At 32.7% G+C, this 23,356-nt stretch carries 19 protein-coding genes and 1 other RNA gene; 9 read left to right on the top strand and 11 right to left on the bottom strand.

What is annotated here, in order from left to right:
* Window positions 1-85: 85 nt before the first annotated feature.
* Window positions 86-712 (bottom strand): CPBP family intramembrane glutamic endopeptidase, encoded by a 627-nt coding sequence (locus VOI25_RS04320; RefSeq protein WP_323787759.1) that lies wholly within the window; start codon window positions 710-712, stop codon window positions 86-88.
* A gap of 22 nt (window positions 713-734) precedes the next feature.
* Window positions 735-1,193, bottom strand: coding sequence for an Lrp/AsnC family transcriptional regulator (locus tag VOI25_RS04325; protein ID WP_323788153.1), 459 nt, complete (start codon window positions 1,191-1,193; stop codon window positions 735-737).
* 190 nt (window positions 1,194-1,383) lie between these two features.
* Between VOI25_RS04325 and VOI25_RS04330 the strand changes: the two genes are divergently transcribed.
* On the top strand, window positions 1,384-2,610 hold the full coding sequence (locus VOI25_RS04330) for an aminotransferase class I/II-fold pyridoxal phosphate-dependent enzyme (RefSeq protein WP_323787760.1): 1,227 nt from the start codon (window positions 1,384-1,386) through the stop codon (window positions 2,608-2,610).
* A gap of 51 nt (window positions 2,611-2,661) precedes the next feature.
* On the opposite strand, the gene VOI25_RS04335 is transcribed toward VOI25_RS04330, so the two are convergent.
* The gene (locus tag VOI25_RS04335; RefSeq protein ID WP_323787761.1) at window positions 2,662-3,684 is read right to left on the bottom strand and encodes a metal-dependent hydrolase; all 1,023 of its coding nucleotides are present in this window, start codon (window positions 3,682-3,684) and stop codon (window positions 2,662-2,664) included.
* 215 nt (window positions 3,685-3,899) lie between these two features.
* Between VOI25_RS04335 and VOI25_RS04340 the strand changes: the two genes are divergently transcribed.
* The gene (locus VOI25_RS04340) at window positions 3,900-6,005 is read left to right on the top strand and encodes a T9SS type A sorting domain-containing protein (protein ID WP_323787762.1); all 2,106 of its coding nucleotides are present in this window, start codon (window positions 3,900-3,902) and stop codon (window positions 6,003-6,005) included.
* 31 nt (window positions 6,006-6,036) lie between these two features.
* On the opposite strand, the gene VOI25_RS04345 is transcribed toward VOI25_RS04340, so the two are convergent.
* A complete protein-coding gene (locus tag VOI25_RS04345) occupies window positions 6,037-7,260 on the bottom strand; it encodes a tail fiber domain-containing protein (RefSeq protein ID WP_323787763.1) in 1,224 nt (407 codons plus the stop codon).
* 404 nt (window positions 7,261-7,664) lie between these two features.
* Between VOI25_RS04345 and VOI25_RS04350 the strand changes: the two genes are divergently transcribed.
* Window positions 7,665-9,131 carry a Na+/H+ antiporter NhaC family protein gene (locus VOI25_RS04350; protein WP_323787764.1) on the top strand — a complete coding sequence of 489 codons (1,467 nt, stop codon included), beginning with the start codon at window positions 7,665-7,667 and terminating at the stop codon, window positions 9,129-9,131.
* 66 nt (window positions 9,132-9,197) lie between these two features.
* Here the strand turns inward: VOI25_RS04350 and katG are convergent, their stop codons facing one another.
* Window positions 9,198-11,408 carry a catalase/peroxidase HPI gene (katG, locus tag VOI25_RS04355; protein WP_323787765.1) on the bottom strand — a complete coding sequence of 737 codons (2,211 nt, stop codon included), beginning with the start codon at window positions 11,406-11,408 and terminating at the stop codon, window positions 9,198-9,200.
* 408 nt (window positions 11,409-11,816) lie between these two features.
* Between katG and VOI25_RS04360 the strand changes: the two genes are divergently transcribed.
* Window positions 11,817-12,053: a putative signal transducing protein gene (locus VOI25_RS04360; RefSeq protein ID WP_323787766.1), complete on the top strand. Its 237-nt coding sequence runs from the start codon at window positions 11,817-11,819 to the stop codon at window positions 12,051-12,053.
* A 29-nt stretch (window positions 12,054-12,082) separates the two neighbouring features.
* On the opposite strand, the gene VOI25_RS04365 is transcribed toward VOI25_RS04360, so the two are convergent.
* Entirely contained in the window at window positions 12,083-13,708 is a 1,626-nt protein-coding gene (locus tag VOI25_RS04365; RefSeq protein ID WP_323787767.1) for an ABC-F family ATP-binding cassette domain-containing protein, read from the bottom strand.
* A 188-nt stretch (window positions 13,709-13,896) separates the two neighbouring features.
* Between VOI25_RS04365 and VOI25_RS04370 the strand changes: the two genes are divergently transcribed.
* Window positions 13,897-15,336 carry a hypothetical protein gene (locus tag VOI25_RS04370; RefSeq protein ID WP_323787768.1) on the top strand — a complete coding sequence of 480 codons (1,440 nt, stop codon included), beginning with the start codon at window positions 13,897-13,899 and terminating at the stop codon, window positions 15,334-15,336.
* 55 nt (window positions 15,337-15,391) lie between these two features.
* On the opposite strand, the gene fsa is transcribed toward VOI25_RS04370, so the two are convergent.
* The 4 genes from fsa to ffs form a co-directional block, all read right to left on the bottom strand.
* The gene (fsa, locus tag VOI25_RS04375; RefSeq protein WP_323787769.1) at window positions 15,392-16,045 is read right to left on the bottom strand and encodes a fructose-6-phosphate aldolase; all 654 of its coding nucleotides are present in this window, start codon (window positions 16,043-16,045) and stop codon (window positions 15,392-15,394) included.
* A gap of 155 nt (window positions 16,046-16,200) precedes the next feature.
* The gene (locus VOI25_RS04380) at window positions 16,201-16,617 is read right to left on the bottom strand and encodes a hypothetical protein (protein WP_323787770.1); all 417 of its coding nucleotides are present in this window, start codon (window positions 16,615-16,617) and stop codon (window positions 16,201-16,203) included.
* 42 nt (window positions 16,618-16,659) lie between these two features.
* Window positions 16,660-17,463, bottom strand: coding sequence for an SDR family oxidoreductase (locus VOI25_RS04385; protein ID WP_323787771.1), 804 nt, complete (start codon window positions 17,461-17,463; stop codon window positions 16,660-16,662).
* Window positions 17,464-17,614: 151 nt separating this feature from the next.
* Window positions 17,615-17,713: signal recognition particle sRNA small type (ffs, locus tag VOI25_RS04390), an RNA gene on the bottom strand.
* A gap of 258 nt (window positions 17,714-17,971) precedes the next feature.
* Between ffs and VOI25_RS04395 the strand changes: the two genes are divergently transcribed.
* From VOI25_RS04395 to VOI25_RS04410, 4 genes are all read left to right on the top strand, one after another.
* Window positions 17,972-19,003 carry a glutaminyl-peptide cyclotransferase gene (locus tag VOI25_RS04395; protein ID WP_323787772.1) on the top strand — a complete coding sequence of 344 codons (1,032 nt, stop codon included), beginning with the start codon at window positions 17,972-17,974 and terminating at the stop codon, window positions 19,001-19,003.
* A 1-nt stretch (window position 19,004) separates the two neighbouring features.
* Window positions 19,005-19,394 (top strand): thioesterase family protein, encoded by a 390-nt coding sequence (locus VOI25_RS04400; protein WP_323787773.1) that lies wholly within the window; start codon window positions 19,005-19,007, stop codon window positions 19,392-19,394.
* Window positions 19,395-19,488: 94 nt separating this feature from the next.
* Window positions 19,489-20,232, top strand: coding sequence for a hypothetical protein (locus VOI25_RS04405; RefSeq protein WP_323787774.1), 744 nt, complete (start codon window positions 19,489-19,491; stop codon window positions 20,230-20,232).
* A gap of 138 nt (window positions 20,233-20,370) precedes the next feature.
* Entirely contained in the window at window positions 20,371-21,909 is a 1,539-nt protein-coding gene (locus tag VOI25_RS04410; RefSeq protein WP_323787776.1) for a hypothetical protein, read from the top strand.
* 84 nt (window positions 21,910-21,993) lie between these two features.
* On the opposite strand, the gene glyA is transcribed toward VOI25_RS04410, so the two are convergent.
* Window positions 21,994-23,265 carry a serine hydroxymethyltransferase gene (gene glyA, locus VOI25_RS04415; RefSeq protein ID WP_323787777.1) on the bottom strand — a complete coding sequence of 424 codons (1,272 nt, stop codon included), beginning with the start codon at window positions 23,263-23,265 and terminating at the stop codon, window positions 21,994-21,996.
* Window positions 23,266-23,356 lie beyond the last annotated feature (91 nt).

Raw genomic sequence — 23,356 nt, forward strand, 5'->3', positions numbered from 1 at the left:
AAAGTTATTGGTTAATTGGATTGAAGGTAATTAAATTGAGTAAGTTCAATTCCCTGTTTAACATCACTTTATGTTAATTATTAAGCTAAGAAGGAAAACCAAGCATTTCTCCCATTCCAACCGTAAATAACCAACAACCATAAATGGCATGTTCAATGGATACTAAAAGTGTAGAGTTTGTTTTTTTGAAAGTTAATGCGAACAAGATTCCGCCAACAAATGTCAAAATCATCACTAATCCATTTCTAAAAAATATATGCGCTAATGAAAATAATGCCGCATTTACAATTATAAATAAGGCTTCGTTTTTAAACAAATTTCTATACCGTTGAAAGAAGAAAGTTCTATAAATTAATTCTTGAGGATAAACTGAGAACACACTGTAAACAAACAAAATTACTAGCCACAAAAGAGGTTTGTTCAAGATAACTACAAAGAGATTCGGTCGATCTACAAACCACATATAGACCATTGTAAGAATTGCAATTCCTGTTAATTGAATTGCTGTACGCTTGAAGAATGATTTCCAACTCAAATTTGGTGCAACTTTGAATTTATTTTTTTCAATACGTAACAAAACAAATAATACATATAAAAATCCGAATACTCCAATACACATCTTAATCCATATAGGATATTGAACAGCAAAACTTACAGGGATTAATATGAAAATAATGAAGAATTCTGTGAGTTTATAGCTTGTTGATTGCATTTTATAAAGATAGGATTTTGTCTTAAACTTTTATTGCCGTTGTATGTTTAACTTCATTAATCATAAATGCACTGTGTGTGCTACCAATATGACTAATGGTGGTCAATTTTTTAACCATAAACTCTCTAAATTCATCCATATCGGCAACGATTACTTTAAGTAAATAATCATAATCACCACTAATGTGATAACACTCCAAAACTTCATTTAATTTTGTTACTTCACGTTCAAATTGCATCACATAATCTTTACTATGCTGTACTAATTTGATACTACAAAAAGTAACAAAGGCTTTATCAACACTTTTTTTATTTATTAACGTAACGTATTTAGAAACAATGCCTTCACGTTCTAATTTCTTAATTCGCTCATAAACTGCTGTAACCGAAAGATTTAGTTTATTAGACAGTTCTTTATTGGTTTGCTTACTATCTTCTTGAAGAAAATCTAGCAATTGTTTATCGATTTCATCTAGTTGTATCATTTTGAAAAATTTTCAGTTTCATAAATTGAAATTAGACTTAACATACCAAATAATCTACCATATTAACTTTTGGTAGTTTTATTTTCTAAATATAATAATAAACATTGATATATAATCTATAAACATCTATATTTGACATATTATAAACTAGGCTCAAACTATGTTCAGCCACAAAAACTCAACACTAATGGCTTTTAAACCAGCTAACAACATTCAAGACTTACAATATTTTGGAGAATTTGGAGGTGTAAACCCATCAATTTCTGATTCATCAACTTATACGTTTCTATCGGCAAAAACTATGTTTGACACCTTTGAAGGTAATGCAGATGGTTGCTACTTATATTCCCGTCACTCGTCTCCTTCAAATTTATATTTAGGTGAAGCACTTGCAGCAATGGAAGGCACAGAAACCGCAAATGTATCGGCATCTGGAATGGGAGCAATTACTCCAGTTCTGATGCAACTTTGTGGCGCTGGTGATCACGTCGTATCTAGTAGAACTATTTATGGTGGAACATATGCTTTTTTGAAAAATTTCACACCAAGATTTAATATCGAAACGTCTTTTGTAGACATTACAAAGCTGGACGTAGTTGAAGCATCAATTACCAAAAACACTAAAGTAATTTTTTGTGAATCAGTTAGTAATCCGTTACTAGAAGTTGCAAATATTAAGGGTTTAGCTGATATTGCTAAACGTCATAACCTCAAATTAGTTGTTGATAATACGTTCTCTCCGCTTTCTATTTCTCCAGCAAAATTGGGAGCAGATATTGTTATACATAGTTTAACTAAATTCATAAATGGTTCAAGTGATACTGTTGGTGGTGTGGTTTGTGGTACTCAAGAATTTATTAACGATTTAAGAAATGTAAATAGTGGTGCTTCAATGCTTTTAGGCTCCACGATGGACAGCTTAAGATCAGCTTCTGTCTTGAAAAACTTAAGAACACTTCATATTCGCATGCAACAACATAGTTTGAATGCAACATATTTAGCTAATAGGTTTGAAAAAGACGGATTAAAAACGGTGTATCCTGGATTAGAGTCTCATCCTTCCCACGAATTATTTAAATCAATGATGAATGAAAAATACGGATTTGGAGGCATGCTTACTATTGATGTTGGTACCTTAGATAAAGCCAATGAGTTAATGGAAATGATGCAAGAGAAAAACTTAGGTTATTTAGCGGTAAGTTTAGGGTTTTATAAAACCTTATTTTCTGCTCCTGGAAGCTCTACTTCTTCTGAAATTCCTGAAGACGAACAAGTAGCAATGGGCTTAAGTGATGGTTTAATTCGTTTTTCAATAGGATTAGATGCCGACATTGAACGTACCTACCAAATGATGCGTGAGTGCATGGAAAAACTTAACATTTTAAATAAGAAGGAGAACGCTGAATTAGCCTAAAATAATTTTTAAATCAATCTATAGCCTTTTGAATGTAGTTTCAAAAGGCTTTTATATGCCATTAATTCGTACCCAAAGTGCATTTATTGTATAACTGAAATCATCCATTTCTGGAGCAAAAGGTTTCATATCTAATCTATTTTCTGTTTTGAAAAGTTTCAAATTGAAAACCGCTCTATAGCCCTTTCTAGTTTTAACCAAAGGATACCTCAAATCTTTATAAAGGTAGTCTCCATCTTCTAATTTATCAACACTATAATAATCGTTACTAAACCAAGCCAAATCTTTTATGTCTGAATAGTCATCTTTCTTTAAATCTCTAGTCTTAGGTAGTTTTTTCCATTCTGAGAATTTATTTGAAGTATCCATTAAGGAGTAAAAAGCCACGTGATAGTGTGAATCTGTTTCAGCAATTCCGTACCACAAAATATTATTTAAAATGGAAGGCTGAGTACTAAAACGATAGAATGAAATATTTTCGGCAGCCATAGATGATTTAAATACACTATCTATATACAGTTTATTACCAAGCGTAAAGATCAAATATGCAGAACTTATGCCAATTCCTATTTTTAACCAAATTCGGCGTGTATTAGTTTGTCGTTTGAAAAACATCAAAATAATCATACTCAATAAAAAAGGGACTGTATATATTGGATCTGCAACAGCAATATTATTCAAAGCTACGCGATAGTCACTTATGGGTGAAAACAATTGAGTTCCGTAAGGTGTAAAACAATCTAAAATTGGATGCGTTAATAATGACCAAAAGAATAATGAAATCCAATCTTTTTGAGTTGTCGAATCTATTCGTTTACCCGAATTGTACAGCTTATGTACTAACCATCCGAAAAGAAATGCTGCAAAAACAGCAAAAAAAATGGAGTGCATAAAACCTCTATGAAAGAGCATTGCATCAATTTCATTGTTGTACAATAAGCCTCCAACAAAAACATCTAGATCAGGAATTGTACCACCAATTGCTCCAAATAATAACGCTTTGTTACCAATTTTTCGGCCTAAAATAGCTTCTCCGCAAGCAGCACCTAAAACAATTTGAGTTAATGAATCCATATTGGGTACGAATTTACATCATGGTTTTCAAAAGACATAATGTAATCCTAAAACTTAGCATTTTTAAATTTGGACGCTAAAGTAAAGTTATTTACTTTTTGCAATCTACTACACATATAACTTACTAGTCGTATGGTTTTTGTATAGGTAATAAATTCAGTTTGCTTACATAATAATTGTTTCTTGTAAATTATACAGGATTAGACCAAAAAGTTATGAAGAAAATTACAATGATATTATGTCTATTAGTTACATCGTTGGGTTTCTCACAAACTATTATAGAAGATTTTGATCCAGTTTTACCAGGAACGGCATTTTTTCAAGATAATGGCGATGGTACTGTAGCCATGCAACAAGTAACAGATCCAGAAGTAACTAGAGGAAATGTTTTAAGACTTACTACAAGTGCGAGCGCACCATGGCAAGGCGCAGGCCTTATTCTTCAAGGTGCTTTTCTCGATTTAACTAATTCAGGTGGTCCTGATGACCGGAAAGCTGATATTTGGGTCTACTCAAACACACCTAATGATATTTTGGTTAAAGTAACCAATGGAGGACCCGTTTCTGCAACAGATGCCACCCATAATGGTACAGGTTGGGAACAGTTAACTTTTGATTTTGCAAATAACAGAGATGGCACAGCTCAGGCAAATGGTATTTATCAAAGAATAATATTTTTTCCGGCATGGGGAAATTCAGGTGGTACATGCACAGTTGGATGTTACCCTGTTAATCCTGCCCCAGTTTTCTCAACATACATAGATGAAATTAGTTTTGGCTCATCACCTAACACCACTTGGACAGGCAATGGAGATACCAATACTAATTGGAATACGGCTGCAAATTGGACGAATGGAGTACCCACAGCGAGTCTTGAAGCCATTATACCCAATCTCACAAACGATCCTATTGCAACTGGAGCCGTTGCGGTATTTGGAATGGAAATAGAACCAGGTGCTGCCGTAACCGTAAATGGTGCCGTTACTAATTCTGGAGTCATCACTGTATCTTCAGGAGCTTCTTTTATTGCCAAAACTTCCGTTTCTGGATCAATTGAGTATGAAAGAAATTTGAGTTCGACCAATTGGTATTCTATTTCGAGTCCAGTAATTGGTCAAGATGTTGACAATTTTGTTGCAGCTTCAGGTATAGAAACTGCAGAAGCAAATGATGTCCTTTTTTGTACTTTCGATACAACTGCTAATTATTGGGATTTTTATCAAAATGGTACTGCTAATGCAGATGTTCTTAATCCAGGTCAAGGATATATTGTTAATTTAGATGGTGTTTCCGGAGATCTCACATTTACAGGAACCATGAATGTAAATGATGTATCAATACCGCTTTCAACTACTGATGAAGGATATAATTTATTAGGAAATCCTTACCCTTCATATATTGATAGTAGTGCAATGCTAACTGGAAGCTCAGCGTCTTTATTATCAGAAACCATATGGGTTTGGGATCAATCTACAGACACATATGAAGTTAAAGTAACAGTTGATAATTTTCAAATTGCCCCAGGACAGGGATTCTTTGTTCAATCAAATGGAGTAACTGGAAATGTTGACATTAATGAAGCTTTTCAAAGTCATCAAGGGACTGACTCTTTTTTAAGATCTATTGATAGAACAGAGGTTTATCTTACACTTTCTGACGGCACTAACATTAAAGAATGTAAAATGTATTTTATAGAAGGTACTACTACTGGTTTTGACAATGGTTATGACGGTCCGTCATTTCGTGCTTTTTATAATAATTTTTCGATCTATACCCATTTGATCACAAACAATTTTGGGATGGATTTAGGTGTCCAGTCACTACCAAATGACGACTATGATAATTTAGTAATTCCTGTAGGTATTACAGCCTCTTCTGGAACTGAAATTACGATTTCAGCTAACTCTACTAATCTTCCGTTAGGAATTGATATATATCTTGAGGATAGGTTATTTAATACATTCACATTATTGAACTCTAACTCTGATTTAACATTTACACCAACAATTGATTTGAATGGAACAGGACGCTTCTATTTACATACTAGCAATGACACTTTGAGTACCAATGAACTTGAATTTGCAAATACCATACAAATTTACAATTCGGAATTTTCAAAGGAATTAATAATAAAAGGTTTATTGCCAGACAACGCAATTGCAAAATTATACGATTTACAGGGAAAGTTAGTGTTGACCAAAGAATTAGATCCATTAAATAATTCAAACACCCTAAATATCTCTAGTTTAAGCAATGGCCTTTATGTTACAAAAGTAGAATGTGGTAACCAATCTAAAATACAAAAAGTGATTATAAAATAATCTATTCAGTTTTAAGAATTAAAATCATGGATTAGTTATTCTTTTCTAGAGCTTCTAATCGCTTCATTATTGCTGAATTAACTGCTTTTAGTTCCTCATTATCTTTTTGAAGTTCATCAATGAGCTCTTGTTGCTCTTGTACTGCTTTCACAGTTATAGAGATAAAATCATTATATCGAACACCATACATACCATTATCATCTATTGATATTATCGCATTATTAGTATCTCCAGTATTATTTAAGGCTTCATCTAATTCTTGAGCAATAAAACCATATTCTGTTCTTTTTTTATCGTCGTTCTTTCTAATGTAAGAAACTGGCCTTAAGGTCTTTAAAAAATCTAACCCTAAAGCAGAATCTTTAATTGACTCTTTCCATCTTCTATCGGAAGGGTTTGTCCATGCTACTTGGATTGACGCGAAAGTAATCGCTGTATTTCCTATTCGTACTTGATTGTTCAATACTCCATTGGCCACCGAAGCTTGATAACCTATTGCGATATTATTATCACCTGTAGCAGTATTTCCTGCTCCAAAACCAACTGCTGTATTATTATCTCCTTGTGAAAGAACAACTAAAGCTTGCGATCCTATTGCTGTATTACCAGAGCCAGAAGTACAAGGAAATCCAGCATTATAGCCTACCGCTGTATTATTACCTACTGTTGTATTAAAAAGTGCACCATTTCCCACAGCGGTATTTCGATCTCCAGATGAATTAATTCTTAAAGCGTTTACACCTAATGCTGTATTTTCCAGTCCTCCTGCTCCGTTACCTAAGCCTGCATTAATCCCAAAAGAGGTTAGATTATTACTTAGTCTACCAGATTCATCGTCATCTCGTCTAAAAACCACATCTACATTAGTAATGGTTCCTAAAAAGTTTGTGCCTTCTACAATATTATCATTTCCAGTAATTGACCAACCCGAAGTAACTGGTGGTGGTGGCGGTGGACCACCTGAAGTTCCTAGTCTAACCCAAGGTCCTGTTGGAGAACTTAAGTAGTAAAAACCTGGTCTAACATCTGTCAAACCTGAAGCTGGTGTTGTGTTATAAATTAGCTCTGATTCTGTGCCAGTAACAACTGTAGTTAAGTCTGTTGTTGAAACTAAAGCGACTCTTGGAATCAATAAACCATTGTTAGAAGAACTAATCTCTAGAGCTCCATTTGGCGTGGTTGTACCAATACCAACTTGAGCATTCATCGAAATTGATATTACAAATAAGATGAGGGAATACAAAATTGATTTCATACGAATTTGGCTTTTGAATTAAATTATAAGATAGTGAAGAATCTATTGCCAATTAAAAACTACCCATCATAAAAACCATACAAAACTTTAAATAGAGGTATAACAGAAATAACAATGACTCTGACTGGCAAAAGGAACATGGTCATGCAAAGATTTTTTCGAATACAACTTTAAATGTGAGTTAATGTATAGGTGTTTTTAACATTTTATGTGGTTGGTTGTTTTAGGAAATTTCAACAAACACCTGAAAACTAACTAATTCTAATCAAATCAGCATTAAAAAACAATCATCTACTACACGAACAAAAATAAAATCTTAAAGTTTGAAATACATCCATACAGCATGATCTCATTTGCAATTCGCATTACAAAATCGTAACATTACAAAACTAAAAGCCTTACAAATGCAAGACGACGACTTATCTGAAATAAAAGTTGATAATAAAAAAATCATAAATAATAAAGAACTCAATATATTTGAAGCTCTTGTTCCTGTTGTTATTTTAATGGGATTATTAGCTTTCAATATTTTTTTTGTTGACGATCAAGAATGGTTTGGTACGTATACCAATCAATTAATTTTATTAATGGGTGGTTTTGTGGCTATGATTGGTGGTTTTATGAATAAAGTTCCGCTAAGGATTATGATTATCGAAGTTTGGGAAAATTTAAAAAGTGTATTCATTCCAATTATGATTTTGTTTTTAGTTGGTGCCCTTGCTGGTACCTGGCTAGTAAGTGGTGTAATTCCTGCTATGGTCTATTACGGTTTACAAGTATTAAGTCCTGAAATATTTTTACCTGCATCAGTAGTAATAGCTGCAGTAATTTCAATAGCAACTGGAAGTTCTTGGACAACCTCAGCAACTGTTGGTATTGCTCTTATTGGTATTGGAACAGCTTTAGGTATTAATCCTGGAATGATTGCAGGAGCTGTAATCTCTGGCGCTTATTTTGGAGATAAAATGTCACCTTTGAGTGATACAACAAACCTTGCTCCTGCTATGGCTGGAACAGATTTATTTACACATATTAGATATATGAGTATTACAACTGTACCAACTATAATTGTAACTTTAATTGTTTTTGGAATTATTAGCACTACTATTGAACCTACAGGAAGTGCAGATATTAGTAATTTATTGACTTCAATTAATAAATCGTTTCATATTTCACCTTGGTTGTTTTTAGTTCCAGGAGCCGTTATTGCATTAATATTATTGAAAACAAAGCCTTTAGTAGCTTTAGCTTCAGGTATTATTTTAGCGATTACTTTTGCCTTTATTTTTCAACCTGACGTTTTAAACGGTATTTCAAATTCTAAATTTTCAGCAATTTCAAAGGCAATTTTTACAGATACTGCTATCGCAACAGATAATGAAAAACTAAATGATTTATTTGCTTCAGGAGGAATACAAGGTATGCTTTGGACCATTTACTTAGTAATTTGTGCTATGGTGTTTGGAGGTATCATGGATGCCATTGGAGCATTGGCAAGAATAACAAAAGCGTTATTATCTGTAGCCACTTCAATTTTTGGGTTATTTGCCAGTACTGTCTTTAGTTGTTTAGGGTTAAATACTATTGCTTCAGATCAATATCTAGCGATAGTTATTCCTGGAAAAATGTTCAAAAAAGCTTTTGAAGATAAAGGACTAGCACCAGAAAATTTAAGCAGAACCTTGGAAGATTCTGGAACAGTAACTTCAGTATTGGTACCTTGGAATACTTGTGGTGCTTATCAAAGTGGTGTTTTAGGAGTTGGTGTTGGTGAATACTTTCTTTACGCAATTTTTAATTGGTTAAGTCCATTTACTACTTTACTCTTTGCAGCTTTTAGAATAAAAATTAAAATGTTAAAAGACAACTAATACAAGTATTAAAAGATAAAAAGCCTACTCAATGAGTAGGCTTTTTTTTATATGTCAATCCTCAACTTATTTTAAATCAAAACGATCTAAATTCATCACTTTGGTCCAAGCTGCTACAAAATCATTCACAAAGCGTTCTTCTCCATCATTTGCGCCATATACTTCACATACTGCTCTTAATTCTGTATTAGATCCAAATATTAAATCAGCTCTAGTTCCTGAAAACTTCATAGCTCCTGTTTTACGATCACGTGCAATAAACTCTTTTTCATCAGTAGTTGCTGCCTTCCATGTTAATGAAAAATCAAGAATATTAGTAAAAAAGTCATTAGTTAAACTTCCAATCTTATCGGTAAGTACACCATTTTTAGAATCATCATAGTTTGCTCCTAAAACTCTTAATCCACCGACTAACGCAGTCATTTCTGGAATAGAAAGCATTAATAAATTAGCGCGATCCACTAATAAATCTTCAGCTGCAACCTCTAATTTTGAATTCATATAGTTTCTAAATCCATCAGCAATCGGCTCAAGATATCCAAACGATTCTAAATCTGTTTGTTCTTGCGAAGCATCACCTCTTCCTTGTGTAAAAGATACATTCACAGAATACCCAGCATTTCTGGCAGCTTCCTCAACAGCTGCTGATCCAGCAAGGACAATTAAATCAGCCATAGAAACTGTTCCATTAAATTCATTTTGTATACCTTCTAAAACTTTTAATACTTTATTTAATTCTTCTGGATTATTTACTTCCCAACTACGTTGTGGTTCTAAACGTAAACGTCCACCGTTAGCTCCACCACGCATATCAGAACCTCTAAAGGTTGACGCTGCAGCCCAAGCTGTTTTTACTAGTTGTGAAATTGTTAGACCAGAAGCCAATACCATTTTCTTTAAAGCAGTAATATCTGAATCACTCAATGTATAATTGACAGCAGGAATGGGATCTTGCCAGATTAATTCTTCATTCGGAACTTCAGGACCCAAATAACGAGATATTGGTCCCATATCACGATGTGTTAATTTGTACCAAGCTCGAGCAAAAGCATCTTCAAAAGCTTTATGATCTTGATTAAAACGCTTAGATATTTCTAAGAAACCTGGATCCATTTTCAAGGCCATATCTGCAGTAGACATCATTAATGCCTGTTTTCCATTAGGGTCACCAGCTTTAGGAGCCATTTTAGCATTAGATGCAGCCGTTGGAGTCCATTGATGCGCTCCAGCCGGACTTTTAGTTAATTCCCAATCGTAATTTAATAATACATCAAAATATTCGTCATCCCATCGCGTTGGATTAGGTGTCCATGGACCTTCTAAACCACTTGTAATGGTGTCATCTAACACACCTGTTCCAAAGCTGTTTTTCCAGCCTGTACTCATTTCCTCAATGGAAGCTCCATGAGGCTCAGTACCTACATATTTACTTGGATCTGCTGCACCATGAGCTTTCCCGAACGTATGTCCACCAGCAACTAACGCTACAGTTTCTTCATCATTCATTGCCATACGACCAAAAGTAATTCTAATATCATGTGCCGATTTTAGAGGGTCAGGTTCTCCATTAGGACCTTCTGGGTTTACATAAATTAATCCCATGTGCACGGCTCCTAAATGACCTTCTAAGTCACCATCACTAGTATCATAGCGCTCATCATTATTTAACCATCCTGTTTCACTTCCCCAATAAATATCTTGTTCAGGTTCCCAAACATCCTCTCGACCTCCAGCAAAACCAAATGTTGGGAAGCCCATTGATTCAAGAGCACAGTTTCCTGCCAAAATCATTAAATCTGCCCATGAAATTTTATTTCCATATTTCTTTTTTATTGGCCACAATAGTAAACGTGCTTTATCTAAATTTCCATTGTCAGGCCAGCTATTTAAAGGTGCAAAACGATGTGTTCCTGTTCCTGCTCCTCCTCTTCCATCTCCTACACGATAGGTTCCTGCACTATGCCATGCCATTCGAATCATAAATCCTCCATAATGACCGTAATCTGCAGGCCACCAATCTTGAGAATCTGTCATCAAATTGATTAGATCTTTCTTAAGCTCGTCATAATTTATACTATTGAATGCTTTAGCATAATCAAAATCATCACCTAAGGGATCGTTTTTTGGTGCGTTTTGACGTAAAATATTTAATTTTAATTCATTTGGCCACCAATCTCGATTACTTGTTCCGCCACCTGCACTCTTTTTTTGAGTACCACTTAAAAATGGGCATTGACTTGCGTCACTATTAATATTATAGTTCCCTTTATTATCCATATTATTAGTTTTAATTTGTTTTCATTCAAAGTTAAAAAAATTAGAGTCTAAGACATAGCGATAGCTTATTTTTATATGTTATATATCAATTGATAAAACTTATGTATAACTATTTTAACATAGTATTTTTATATAAATGGACAAATCAAGATTTAAATGGATAGCCATACAAGACAAGTTATGTAAACTAAAAAAGCCATGTCTTGGGGACATGGCTTTTCAACAACCTAACTAAATCAATCAAAATATTATCTAGCGATAATTATAATTATTGTTCAACAAATATACAAAAACATTAAACAAAAAAAATACTAATTATTAAATATTTAACATTTTAATTTGAACAGTATTAATTTAATAAATGGCATATTTTTTGTAAATTACTGTTAAATACAAAAACAGTAAATTATGACAGATACTCACTATACAAAAATCTTTTCAGGAAATTTTATCGTAGTACAAATGTTGAGAGATCGACTTGAAAGCAATGGAATAACTCCTATTATAAAAGATGAATCTGAATCTGGCCGTTTAGCAGGTTTTGGAGCTTCCATACAAGGGTTCCAAGAGTTATATGTTAGTAACGAAGAAAAAGTAAAAGCCAGTGCTATTTTAAAAGAAGTAGACGAAGAGCTTAAGGCATAAAAAAGTCCTGAATTTCTTCAGGACTTTTTTTACACTGTAACAGCATACATTTTTTCACGTAGCTCTTTTATTTTTTTATCACTCATGTAATCATCAAAAGTCATATAACGATCTATAATTCCGTTTGGAGTTAATTCTATCACTCTATTTGCAACAGTTTGTGAAAATTCGTGGTCATGCGATGTAAACATGACAGTTCCTTTAAAATTCTTGAGTGAATTATTAAACGCAGTAATACTCTCTAAGTCTAAATGGTTTGTTGGTTCATCGAGCATTAGTACATTTGCTCTTACCATCATCATACGACTTAACATACAACGCACTTTTTCTCCTCCAGAAAGTACATTTGATGTTTTTAGGGCTTCTTCGCCACTAAAAATCATTTTTCCTAAAAATCCACGAATGTAAACTTCTTCACGTTCTTCTTCTGTTGTTGCCCATTGACGCAACCAATCTACAAGCGTTAAGTTATTATCAAAATATTCACTATTATCTAATGGTAAATAGGATTGAGATGTTGTTATTCCCCAAGAATATTTACCTGCATCAGCAGTTTCTTTTCCATTAATAATTTGATAAAAAGCTGTTGTTGCTCTAGAGTCTTTAGAAAACACAACCACCTTATCACCCTTGTTTAGGTTAATATCTATATTTCTGAATAAAGTCTCACCTTCAATAGAAGCTGCTAAACCTTCAATATTTAAAATTTGATCTCCAGCTTCACGATCACGTTCAAAAATAATGGCTGGATAACGACGACTAGAACGTTTAATATCTGCAATATTTAACTTTTCAATCATTTTCTTTCTACTTGTGGCTTGCTTTGATTTGGCCACGTTGGCAGAGAATCGTCTAATAAATTCTTCTAATTCCTTTTTCTTTTCTTCTGCTTTTTTGTTTTGTTGCGCATGTTGTCTTGCTGCTAACTGAGATGACTCATACCAGAATGTATAGTTCCCAGAGAAATGATTAATTTTTCCGAAGTCAATATCAGAAATATGTGTACATACTGAATCTAGAAAGTGTCTATCGTGAGATACTACAATGACACAGTTATCATAATTGGCTAAAAAATTCTCCAACCAAGAAATAGTTTCATAATCTAAATCATTGGTAGGCTCATCCATAATTAACAAATCTGGATTCCCAAAAAGTGCTTGAGCTAAAAGAACACGTACTTTTTGCTTACCATCAAGATCTTTCATTAATGTATAATGGAACTCTTCTTTTATACCTAAGTTTGATAGCATGGCTGCTGCATCACTATCTGCATTCCAGCCATTCATTTCTTCAAATTCTACTTGAAGTTCTCCTATTTTTTCCGCATTCTCATCGGTATAATCGGCATACAAAGCATCTATTTCAGATTTGAGTTTAAACAAGGGTTTATTTCCCATTATAATGGTTTCTAAAACCGTATGCTCATCATATAAATTATGATTTTGCTCCAACACAGACATACGTTTACCAGGTTCTAAATGAACATGACCAGAGGTAGGATCTTGTTTTCCGGCTATAATCTTCAAAAAGGTAGATTTACCTGCACCATTGGCACCAATGATTCCATAGCAATTTCCATTATTAAACGTTGTATTTACTTCGTCAAAAAGAATGCGTTTGCCAAATTGAACTGAAAGATTAGAAACTGATAACATAAAATGTGTTTTAATTTTTTGCAAAAGTAGAAAATTCAATCCATTGTAAGAAACAACTAGTCCTAATTTATTTTTCAAAGCAAAATGTCTGAAAACATTGTCTATACAAGATTTAACAACGTATTAACAAGAGTTATTACTGACAAACTCTATTTTTGTTACGTTATTGAACGACCTACATAATATTTATGAAATTTTATCTGTATTCATTTCTAAGCATTTTACTTATTTTTAGTTGTAAAAACTCCAGTTCAACACAAGGAGACTATGCTTATTTTGGTGGTGAAATCATAAATCCAAATAACAATTACATTACACTTAGTGATACATCTGGAGGAAAAGACACAATTTACCTAGATAAAAGGAACAGATTTCTTCATAAAATTGAAAACTTAAAACCAGGCATCTATTCATTTACACATGGCGGAGAGTACCAAACTATATTAATAGAACCAACTGACAGTTTACTATTTAGATTAAACACAAATGATTTTGATGAGTCTTTGGTTTATACTGGTAAAGGTTCAAAAAAGAACAACTACCTGATAAGATCATTTCTAAATGATGAATTGGAAAACAAACAGTTCATGAAAACCAGTCATTTGGAACCTGAAGTTTTTGTTGAGCATATGAACAAACTCCGAAAACAAAAACTTGCACATTTTGAAGAATTTATATCGAATAAACCGTCTTCAGATTTATTCAAGACTATTGTAAGATCGAGTATAGATTATAATCACTACGCTTATCATGAAATGTTTCCGTTTGGTTATTATGGTAATAATAAGTTGATTCATTTCAAGGATTTACCTGAAAACTTTTATGCCTACAGAACTGTCGTAGACTTAAATAATGAAAATTTAAGCCAACTACATGCGTACAACAGATTCTTGTTTTGGCATTTTAATAGTATTGCATTAAAACACTATTATATTGAAGGAAATCATGAAGCTTTTGACCGAATGGCTATAGGCTACAATATAGAAAAATTAAGACTAATTGATAGCAGTATAACTAGTGAGAAAATCAAAAATTATTTGCTAAAACATACGGTTAGAGATTTTGTTCTTAACACCAATAATTACAATGCCACAAATGAAATGATTACTTATTATCTGGATAGAAGTTCTAATTCAGAAGATAAAATCTATTTAAAAGCACTTGTAGAATCTTTAAACAACTTAAAACCAGGACGTATACTTCCTAATTCTAGTTTAATTGATTATAATGGCAATACAATAGAATTAAGTTCACTTATAAATAAACCAACTGTTGTTTATTGTTGGTCTTCAAATTTTAAATTGCATTCAAGAAATAGTCATTATAAAATTAATGAATTACAACGCAAATTTCCTGAGGTAAATTTTATAGCTATAAACTTTAATGATAATGATTTACACTATTGGAAAAAGTCTGTGAGATCACTAAACTATCCAGCTAAAAACGAATTCAAATTTTCTAATCCATCTGAAGCATTAGAACAATATATTCTGACTTTTTCTCATAAAATATTTGTAGTTGATGAGCAAATGAAAATCGTAAATTCGAACATTGAACTCTTTAATGATGATATGATAGAATGCTTAGAAAAGTTATCATCTCCATCTAAATCAACTGCCCTTAAATAAATACACTCCTAAATAATTACTATTTAAGAGTGTCTTATTGTGTAAAAAGTAACGTTTAGTTTCCTTTATTATAATCTGCTAAAAACTTTTCTAAACCTATATCAGTTAATGGATGTTTCAATAATCCAACAATTGAACTCAAAGGTCCAGTCATTACATCTGCTCCAAGTTTAGCACAATCTATAACATGCATTGTATGACGAACAGAAGCAGCTAAAATTTCAGTTTCAAAACCATAATTATCATAGATCATTCTTATTTCTGCAATAAGATTTAAGCCATCAGTTGATATATCATCTAAACGACCAATAAATGGAGACACATAAGTTGCTCCAGCTTTTGCAGCTAATAAAGCCTGTCCTGGTGAAAACACCAAAGTCACATTAGTTTTGATGCCTTTGTCACTAAAATACTTACAAGCTTTAATACCATCTTTTATCATTGGTAATTTGACAACAATTTGGTCATGAAGTTCTGCTAGAGCTTCTCCTTCTCTAACCATACCTTCAAAATCTGTTGCTATTACTTCAGCAGAAACATCTCCTTCTACTATATTGCAGATATTAACATAATGCTTCATAATATTGTCATGACCAGTTATGCCTTCTTTAGCCATAAGTGATGGATTTGTGGTCACTCCATCTAAAATACCCATATCTTGAGCTTCTTTAATTTGAGCAAGATTAGCTGTATCAATAAAAAATTTCATATAAATTGTGTTTTTGTTTCCTCTGATAATACTGATTCCGTTACAGAAAAGAAGAAACCATGTTGATTATTTCTAGTCACGAAATTACAACTTTAACAGAGCTTAAATGATATCTTTTTTTCAAAACATATCAACAAATTATACATTATTATAAATTAATAAATTGTTATTGTAAAATCTTTTGAAGTCGATTCAGAACACAAACTATCTTCGTATTGTTCTGAATCATAGTCATAACTCAAAGGAGGATCAACATACAAATATAAAGTAAAATTAAAAGTGCCAGCTACTTCTGGAGTCCCTTCAAAAGAGACCGTTCTATAATTTGTGACCATTTGCAAACCATTAGGTAGTTCACCATAAAAATCATAATTATAACCATAATCATTATCTCTTGGTTCATTGTTGATTTCGGTAGTCACTTCTTCATAGTAATACACTCCAATTATCCCATCTTTAAATGTTTTATCATGAATTTCTGGCCGCTTATTAAAGGCGCATTCTAAAATATTATCGCAACTTGTGAGCATGAATAAAGACAAAACAAACAGCAGAGGTATTCGTATTTTCATAATGATGAGATTTGTAACGTATCATCAAAAAACATACCAATGCTAAAGCTTATAATGATTCATCAACATTTTTTCATAAACCTTGTCTGGAAGAATTCGTTTTAAAACGATAGAAAACTTTTGCATAAACGCACCAACTTTATAATGAATTTTTGGATTTGGAGTATTAATAACTTTGTAGACTACTTTGGCCATAATATCTGGATTTTCACCATGATCTACATGCTCATTCATTAAATCAAGAGTTGTTTTATACACCCTTTCATATGGTGAACTTTTTACAATAGGAGCAGTATAACGACCAGCTGCAATATTTGTTGCAAAATCTCCTGGAGCAACATTGGTCATATGGATATTAAAGTCTTTAATTTCCATTCTAAACGCTTCAGTAATCAATTCTAATGCACCTTTACTTGCACTGTAAATTCCGCGATATGGCAATCCCATATAACCTGCAATTGATGTTATATTAATTATCAATCCAGAATTTTGCACACGCATTTGAGGTAAAACTGCTTTAATCACATTAATTGGACCGAAGAAATTTGTTTCAAAATTACGTTTGATTTCCGCATCTGGAATTTCTTCAATAGGTCCAGTGATTCCAGCACCTGCATTATTGATTAGCACATCTAATTTACCTGAAGTTTCTATAACAGTCTTAATTGCCTTTTCTATAGACCTTGTATCGGCAACATCTAGTGCCACAAGTTTAAATTTAGATTCTGTGTAGCGATCTGGATTTCTACTTGTGCCAAAAACTTCGAAACCTTTGGAAGTTAGAAACTCTCCTATAGATTTTCCTATACCAGAAGAACCTCCAGTTATTAATACAACTTTAGACATAAATTAAATAAACTAATTGGAGTTAAAAATACAATATAATTAGGAAAAGGAAAATTAGAAATTCAATTGAGAAGATCCCTATCTACATTGGGATTCCAAAATAAAATATTTTTATGTGCTTCGCTAAAAAAATTTAAATTTCGGGTACAAAAAAAGGCAAGCTACCTACATCACACCGCTACGACCGCGTACCTTTGCTTCGTTCCCGACCTGGAGGATTAAGCAGGAGCTGGTTGTGTAGGACTTGCCGACTGCAAAGATACAATCTTTTAATACTATAACCCAAAATATATTTCAGAAAAACTACTACTGCAAAAAACTACTGCAAAACATTTCGTTTTACTATTTTTTTAAGTCTAAACATAGCAATACTATGCTAAAACTTATAAAAATCATGGTTTATTGTGATTTTTCACATCGCTACGTCGTTCTAAAACATAATTTGGATTTAACAATGATTTTTTAAACCGAATTTTATTAAATAACTTGCATCAAAATTTGATAAATAATGTCGTCATTTAAATCTTTCATTCTCATAGCATTATCTCTTATATTAATTAATTGTGGAGATTCAGCTACTAAAACAAATAACTTTTCAATTGCAACAAATGCAAAAGATAATGTTGTACAATTGGGAGAAACGATCAAGCTTTCAATTCATAATCCGAATCAGTTGGACATTACTGCCATTACCTATTCATTAAATGGAATAGCCGTAAATGAAACCTTTGATTTAAGTAATGAAAAATTAGGAATCCAGACACTAACAGCAACTATATCCTATAATGATTCGAAAGAAGACATAACTACTAAACTCACAATTCTTAACAATCAACTTCCTAAACTATATGGCTTTAAAGTAATTAATGAGTATCCTCACGATATTACATCATATACTCAAGGTTTAGAATTTCATAATGGCGAATTATATGAAAGCACTGGTCAATATGGAGAATCAAAACTTAGAAAAGTAGATTATAAAACTGGTGCAGTCTTAAAGAATGTGGATTTAACGCAACACTATTTTGGAGAAGGATTAACTATTTTAAACAATAATATTTATCAATTAACTTGGAGAGAAAACACAGGTTTTGTTTATGACATCGATACTTTTGAAAAAACGAGTAGTTTTAAATATGGACAAAGTAAAGAAGGATGGGGAATTTGCAATGACGGAACAACACTTTACAAATCTGATGGTACAGAACAAATCTGGCTTCTAAATTCTAAAACACTCACAGAAGATTCTAAACTTCAAGTATATACTAATAAAGGTAAAATTATTGGGATTAACGAAATGGAATGGATTAACGGAAAAATCTATGCAAATCGCTATCAGAAAAATGGTGTTGCTATTATTAACCCAAAAAATGGAGCTGTTGAAGGTGTTGTAGATTTTTCACCCTTGCGCAAGTTAGTCACACAACATCAAGGGTTAGATGTCTTAAATGGTATTGCATATAACCCTGAAACCCAAACCATTTTTGTCACAGGTAAACGTTGGGACAAATTATTTGAAGTTGAAGTTTTTGAAAAATAGTATGCAAATATTTGAAAAGAACATCACAGTAACATTAGAAGATTTAGATGCTCGTAATCATGTGAATAACGTACGATATGTACAATGGGTTCAAGATATTGCTGAAGAAAATTGGATTGATGCAACGTCCACCAAAATAAGAGACCATTATTATTGGGTGATGCTGAGTCACCATATTCATTATAAAGCTGAAGCCATTTTAGGTGACCAGTTACAACTAAAAACTTATGTCACCAAAGCTGAAGGATTTAGATCGACTCGAATGGTTGAAATTTACAATCAAAAAACCACTAAACTACTGAGTTCTTCCGAAACTGTATGGTGTTTAATGTCACATGAAACACATAAACCGGCTCGTATTTCACAAGACATTATTGATTTATTTCAATGATTTCAGCTAAAAATGGTGTTAAAGTATCCTAATCTTGTTTTTAGTGTCGTTCAATTTTTCTTAATTTGAATATCAAACCAATTTATATTCTTTCGTGAACAAACGCGTCCTTCTCATTTTATTACTCTTACCAATTCATGTTTTATCTCAAAATATTAATGGTAAAGTGTACGATGCCGAAACAACTGTCAAAGGTGCATTAGTTGTTAATGTTACTCAAAATATCATGACCTATACCGATGATGAAGGTGATTTTAAAATTGAAGCTAAGGTAAAAGACACGCTCTATGTCAGTTCTCTCTTTCATACCAAAACATTTGTAGAAATTAAAGCCGAAGATTTTAATCATGTGGTTGTCATAGAGGTCAAAAAAACAATAAATGAACTTGACGCAGTGCTATTAAGGGATCAACGTGAACGGAAATTTGATTCGATTAAAATGGCTACACAAGTCAATAAACAACTTAAAGAAGATATAAAGCGGAATGCTTTTAAATATGCGCCACCATCAAGTGGAAATATCGATTTTATTGCCATTGCTGGTATGATTGGTCGCCTTTTCAAAAGTAAAAAGACTAAAGAGCAACCAATTGTTCCTATTACCTATAAGGACTATAAATCACTTTTCGAAAAAGATCGCTTTTTTAACGACGCTTTACTTGCCTTCGATTTAAACATTCCAAAAGAATACCAAGCATTATTCTTTGACTATTGCGATGCTAAAGGCATTGATTCTAAATTATTGGGTAAAAACAAACAAGTCTATTTACTCGAAGAACTGGTAATTTGTAGCCAAGAATTTCAAAAGATTATTGAGGATTCAAAAAAAGACAATTAAATTATACGAATTGCACTAAATTTTAGTTTTTATACTACAATTTGACTCCAAAAGTTATATTTTTAGTGCCTAAAGGCACGTTTAGTTATTTAGTAATGGCTGTAATGTGACTATTGAAATGAAGAATATATACAACTAATGAAACGACTACTCTACTTTCTCTTAACAATAACATTCATAATGCTTTGGAGTTCTTGCCGAAAAGACTTCGATTTTGCTCCCAGCAATGGAAATCTTTCGTTTTCAAAAGATACGATTTATTTAGATACTGTTTTTACCAATATTGGTTCGAGCACTTATAATTTAAAAGTTTATAACAGAAGTGATTCTGATATCTCTATACCAAGTGTACGATTAGCGGAAGGTGAAAGTTCTAACTACAGGTTAAATGTAGATGGAATGCCAGGAAAAGTTTTTGAAAATGTAGAGCTTTTAGCCAAGGATAGTCTTTTTATTTTTATAGAAACCACTTTTGACATACAATCTGTTGTAGCTGCAGATAATCAGTTTTTATACACGGATGCCATTGAATTTGATAGCGGTAATAATTTCCAAAAAGTAGAATTGGTTACCTTAGTTAAAGATGCGGTTTTTATATTTCCAGATAGAGATAATACTACTGGAATTATTGAAACACTCACATTTGATGCTGATGGAGACGGAACTCTTGATGAAACGACATTACAAGGTCGTTTTCTAGAAGATGACGAACTTACGTTTACCAATGAAAAACCTTATGTAATTTATGGTTTTGCAGCTGTTGATGAAGGTGACGTACTCACAATTGAAGCTGGAGCACGCGTGCATTTTCATGCCAATTCTGGTCTATTAGTAACCAATAATGCGTCTTTAAAAGTTAATGGTGCATTTAGTAGCGATCAAGAATTATTAGAAAATGAAGTGATTTTTGAAGGTGATCGTTTAGAACCACTTTATGAGGATATTCCAGGACAATGGCAAACGATTTATTTGTTTAATGGAAGCATTGATAATGAAATTAATTTTGCAACGATTAAAAATGGAACTGTTGGTGTGTTAACTGAAGGTAATCAAGATGCTCCGACAGATAAATTGACAATTAGAAATTCGAAAATTTACAACTCTAGTAATTTTGGAATTTTGGCAAGAGCGTCATCTGTCCTAGCAGAAAACCTAGTTATAAATAATTCTGGTCAATCCTCTTTTGCTGGAACTGTAGGCGGAAAATACAATTTCACACATTGTACATTAGTGAATTATTGGAACACAAGCTTTAGACAATTTCCTTCTGTATTACTTAATAACTTCAACATCAATCCAGATAATTCTATAACACCAAATGATCTTGAAGAAGCCAATTTTAATAATTGTATCATCTACGGAAATGATAATGCTGAAATTGATATTGCTGGAGTTTCAGATGCCGAATTAGAATATAAATTTACAGATTGTTTGATTCGTTTTGAAGTAAGTCAAAATCCATTTGACTTTGACGATGGTATAAATTTTGAAAACATTTCATTGAACGATAACCCTGATTTTAAATTGCCCTTTGAAAATGATTTACGATTGAATGAGGGTTCTGAAGCAAGAGGAATTGGTAATCCAATGTTTTCAGTCCCTTTTGATATTTTAAATAATCCAAGAACTCCTGATATAGATTTAGGAGCTTATCAATATGTACCTTCTGAAGATTAAACCATAATAAATTTCAATAATATACGACATTAAAAAAAGCCTCTGAATAAAATTTCAAAGGCTTTTTTACTAGGTGTTTCTTTATTATGAAAACAATGGTTTATCACTCATCATTGCATTCACTTTATCTGCAATAGTTTCAAGTTGTTTCTCATTATCATGATTTTTTATAACATCATCAATAAATCCTACAATGGTTTCCATATCAGATTCTTTTAAACCTCGAGTAGTTATAGCTGCAGTTCCTACACGAATACCTGATGTCACAAACGGACTTTTATCATCAAAAGGCACCATGTTTTTATTCACTGTTATATCTGCTTTTCCAAGCGCTTCTTCGGCAGCTTTTCCAGTAATATTTTTATTTCGTAGATCGATTAGCATCATGTGGTTATCAGTGCCACCAGAGATAATATGATATCCTCTACTCACAAAAGCGCTTGCCATTGCAGCAGCATTTTGCTTTACCTGCAACATATAGTGCATAAAATCATCAGAAAGAGCTTCACCAAAAGCAATTGCTTTGGCAGCAATAATATGCTCTAAAGGTCCACCTTGATTTCCAGGAAATACTGCAGAATCTAAAAGGGATGACATTTTTTTCAGATTGCCATTTTTTAGTTTTAGTCCAAATGGATTATCGAAATCTTTTCCCATCATTATCAAGCCACCTCGTGGTCCACGCAAAGTTTTATGTGTTGTAGTTGTTACAATATGACAATGCGGAAGCGGATCGTTCAAAATGCCTTTGGCAATCAAACCAGATGGATGAGAAATATCTGCTAATAACAATGCATTTACACTATCTGCAATGACACGAAAACGATTAAAATCGATGTCACGCGAATATGCAGATGCACCAGCAATAATTAATTGTGGCTTCTCACGAGTTGCAATCTCTTGAATTTTATCATAATTCAAAACTCCTGTGTCTTCATCTACGCCATAAAATACAGGGTTGTATAATTTACCAGAAAAATTAACTGGAGAGCCATGCGTTAAATGACCACCATGAGACAAATCAAAACCTAAGATTTTATCTCCAGGTTTTAAACAAGCTGCATATACTGCAGTATTGGCTTGACTTCCAGAATGTGGTTGAACGTTTGCCCAAACTGCACCAAATAGTGTTTTAACTCTATCGATTGCAATTTGTTCAACTTCATCAACAACTTCACATCCTCCATAATAACGCTTACCAGGATAACCTTCGGCATATTTGTTTGTTAAAACAGAACCTGCAGCTTCCATAACCTGGTCGCTAACGAAATTCTCTGAAGCTATAAGTTCTAAACCATTAATTTGTCGTTGTTTTTCAGCTTCTATAAGTTCGAAGATTTGTTGATCGCGTTGCATAAGTAATATTTGAATTAAAATTTATCAAAAATAAGAAATCATCTTATGAAAAGGTTTTAAAAACGTTAGTTTAACGTCATGTTTTATGAGC

This window comes from Psychroserpens sp. (assembly GCF_034670085.1).
Classification (GTDB): Bacteria; Bacteroidota; Bacteroidia; order Flavobacteriales; family Flavobacteriaceae; genus Psychroserpens.

What these genes read in the sequence shown, in the direction of transcription:
- VOI25_RS04320 (WP_323787759.1), bottom strand. Translation starts at nt 712, where the DNA reads ATGCAATCAACAAGCTATAAACTCACAGAATTCTTCATTATTTTCATA.
- VOI25_RS04330 (WP_323787760.1), top strand. Translation starts at nt 1,384, where the DNA reads ATGGCTTTTAAACCAGCTAACAACATTCAAGACTTACAATATTTTGGA.
- VOI25_RS04335 (WP_323787761.1), bottom strand. Translation starts at nt 3,684, where the DNA reads ATGGATTCATTAACTCAAATTGTTTTAGGTGCTGCTTGCGGAGAAGCT.
- VOI25_RS04340 (WP_323787762.1), top strand. Translation starts at nt 3,900, where the DNA reads ATGAAGAAAATTACAATGATATTATGTCTATTAGTTACATCGTTGGGT.
- VOI25_RS04345 (WP_323787763.1), bottom strand. Translation starts at nt 7,260, where the DNA reads ATGAAATCAATTTTGTATTCCCTCATCTTATTTGTAATATCAATTTCG.
- VOI25_RS04350 (WP_323787764.1), top strand. Translation starts at nt 7,665, where the DNA reads ATGCAAGACGACGACTTATCTGAAATAAAAGTTGATAATAAAAAAATC.
- katG (WP_323787765.1), bottom strand. Translation starts at nt 11,408, where the DNA reads ATGGATAATAAAGGGAACTATAATATTAATAGTGACGCAAGTCAATGC.
- VOI25_RS04360 (WP_323787766.1), top strand. Translation starts at nt 11,817, where the DNA reads ATGACAGATACTCACTATACAAAAATCTTTTCAGGAAATTTTATCGTA.
- VOI25_RS04365 (WP_323787767.1), bottom strand. Translation starts at nt 13,708, where the DNA reads ATGTTATCAGTTTCTAATCTTTCAGTTCAATTTGGCAAACGCATTCTT.
- VOI25_RS04370 (WP_323787768.1), top strand. Translation starts at nt 13,897, where the DNA reads ATGAAATTTTATCTGTATTCATTTCTAAGCATTTTACTTATTTTTAGT.
- fsa (WP_323787769.1), bottom strand. Translation starts at nt 16,045, where the DNA reads ATGAAATTTTTTATTGATACAGCTAATCTTGCTCAAATTAAAGAAGCT.
- VOI25_RS04380 (WP_323787770.1), bottom strand. Translation starts at nt 16,617, where the DNA reads ATGAAAATACGAATACCTCTGCTGTTTGTTTTGTCTTTATTCATGCTC.
- VOI25_RS04385 (WP_323787771.1), bottom strand. Translation starts at nt 17,463, where the DNA reads ATGTCTAAAGTTGTATTAATAACTGGAGGTTCTTCTGGTATAGGAAAA.
- VOI25_RS04395 (WP_323787772.1), top strand. Translation starts at nt 17,972, where the DNA reads ATGTCGTCATTTAAATCTTTCATTCTCATAGCATTATCTCTTATATTA.
- VOI25_RS04400 (WP_323787773.1), top strand. Translation starts at nt 19,005, where the DNA reads ATGCAAATATTTGAAAAGAACATCACAGTAACATTAGAAGATTTAGAT.
- VOI25_RS04410 (WP_323787776.1), top strand. Translation starts at nt 20,371, where the DNA reads ATGAAACGACTACTCTACTTTCTCTTAACAATAACATTCATAATGCTT.
- glyA (WP_323787777.1), bottom strand. Translation starts at nt 23,265, where the DNA reads ATGCAACGCGATCAACAAATCTTCGAACTTATAGAAGCTGAAAAACAA.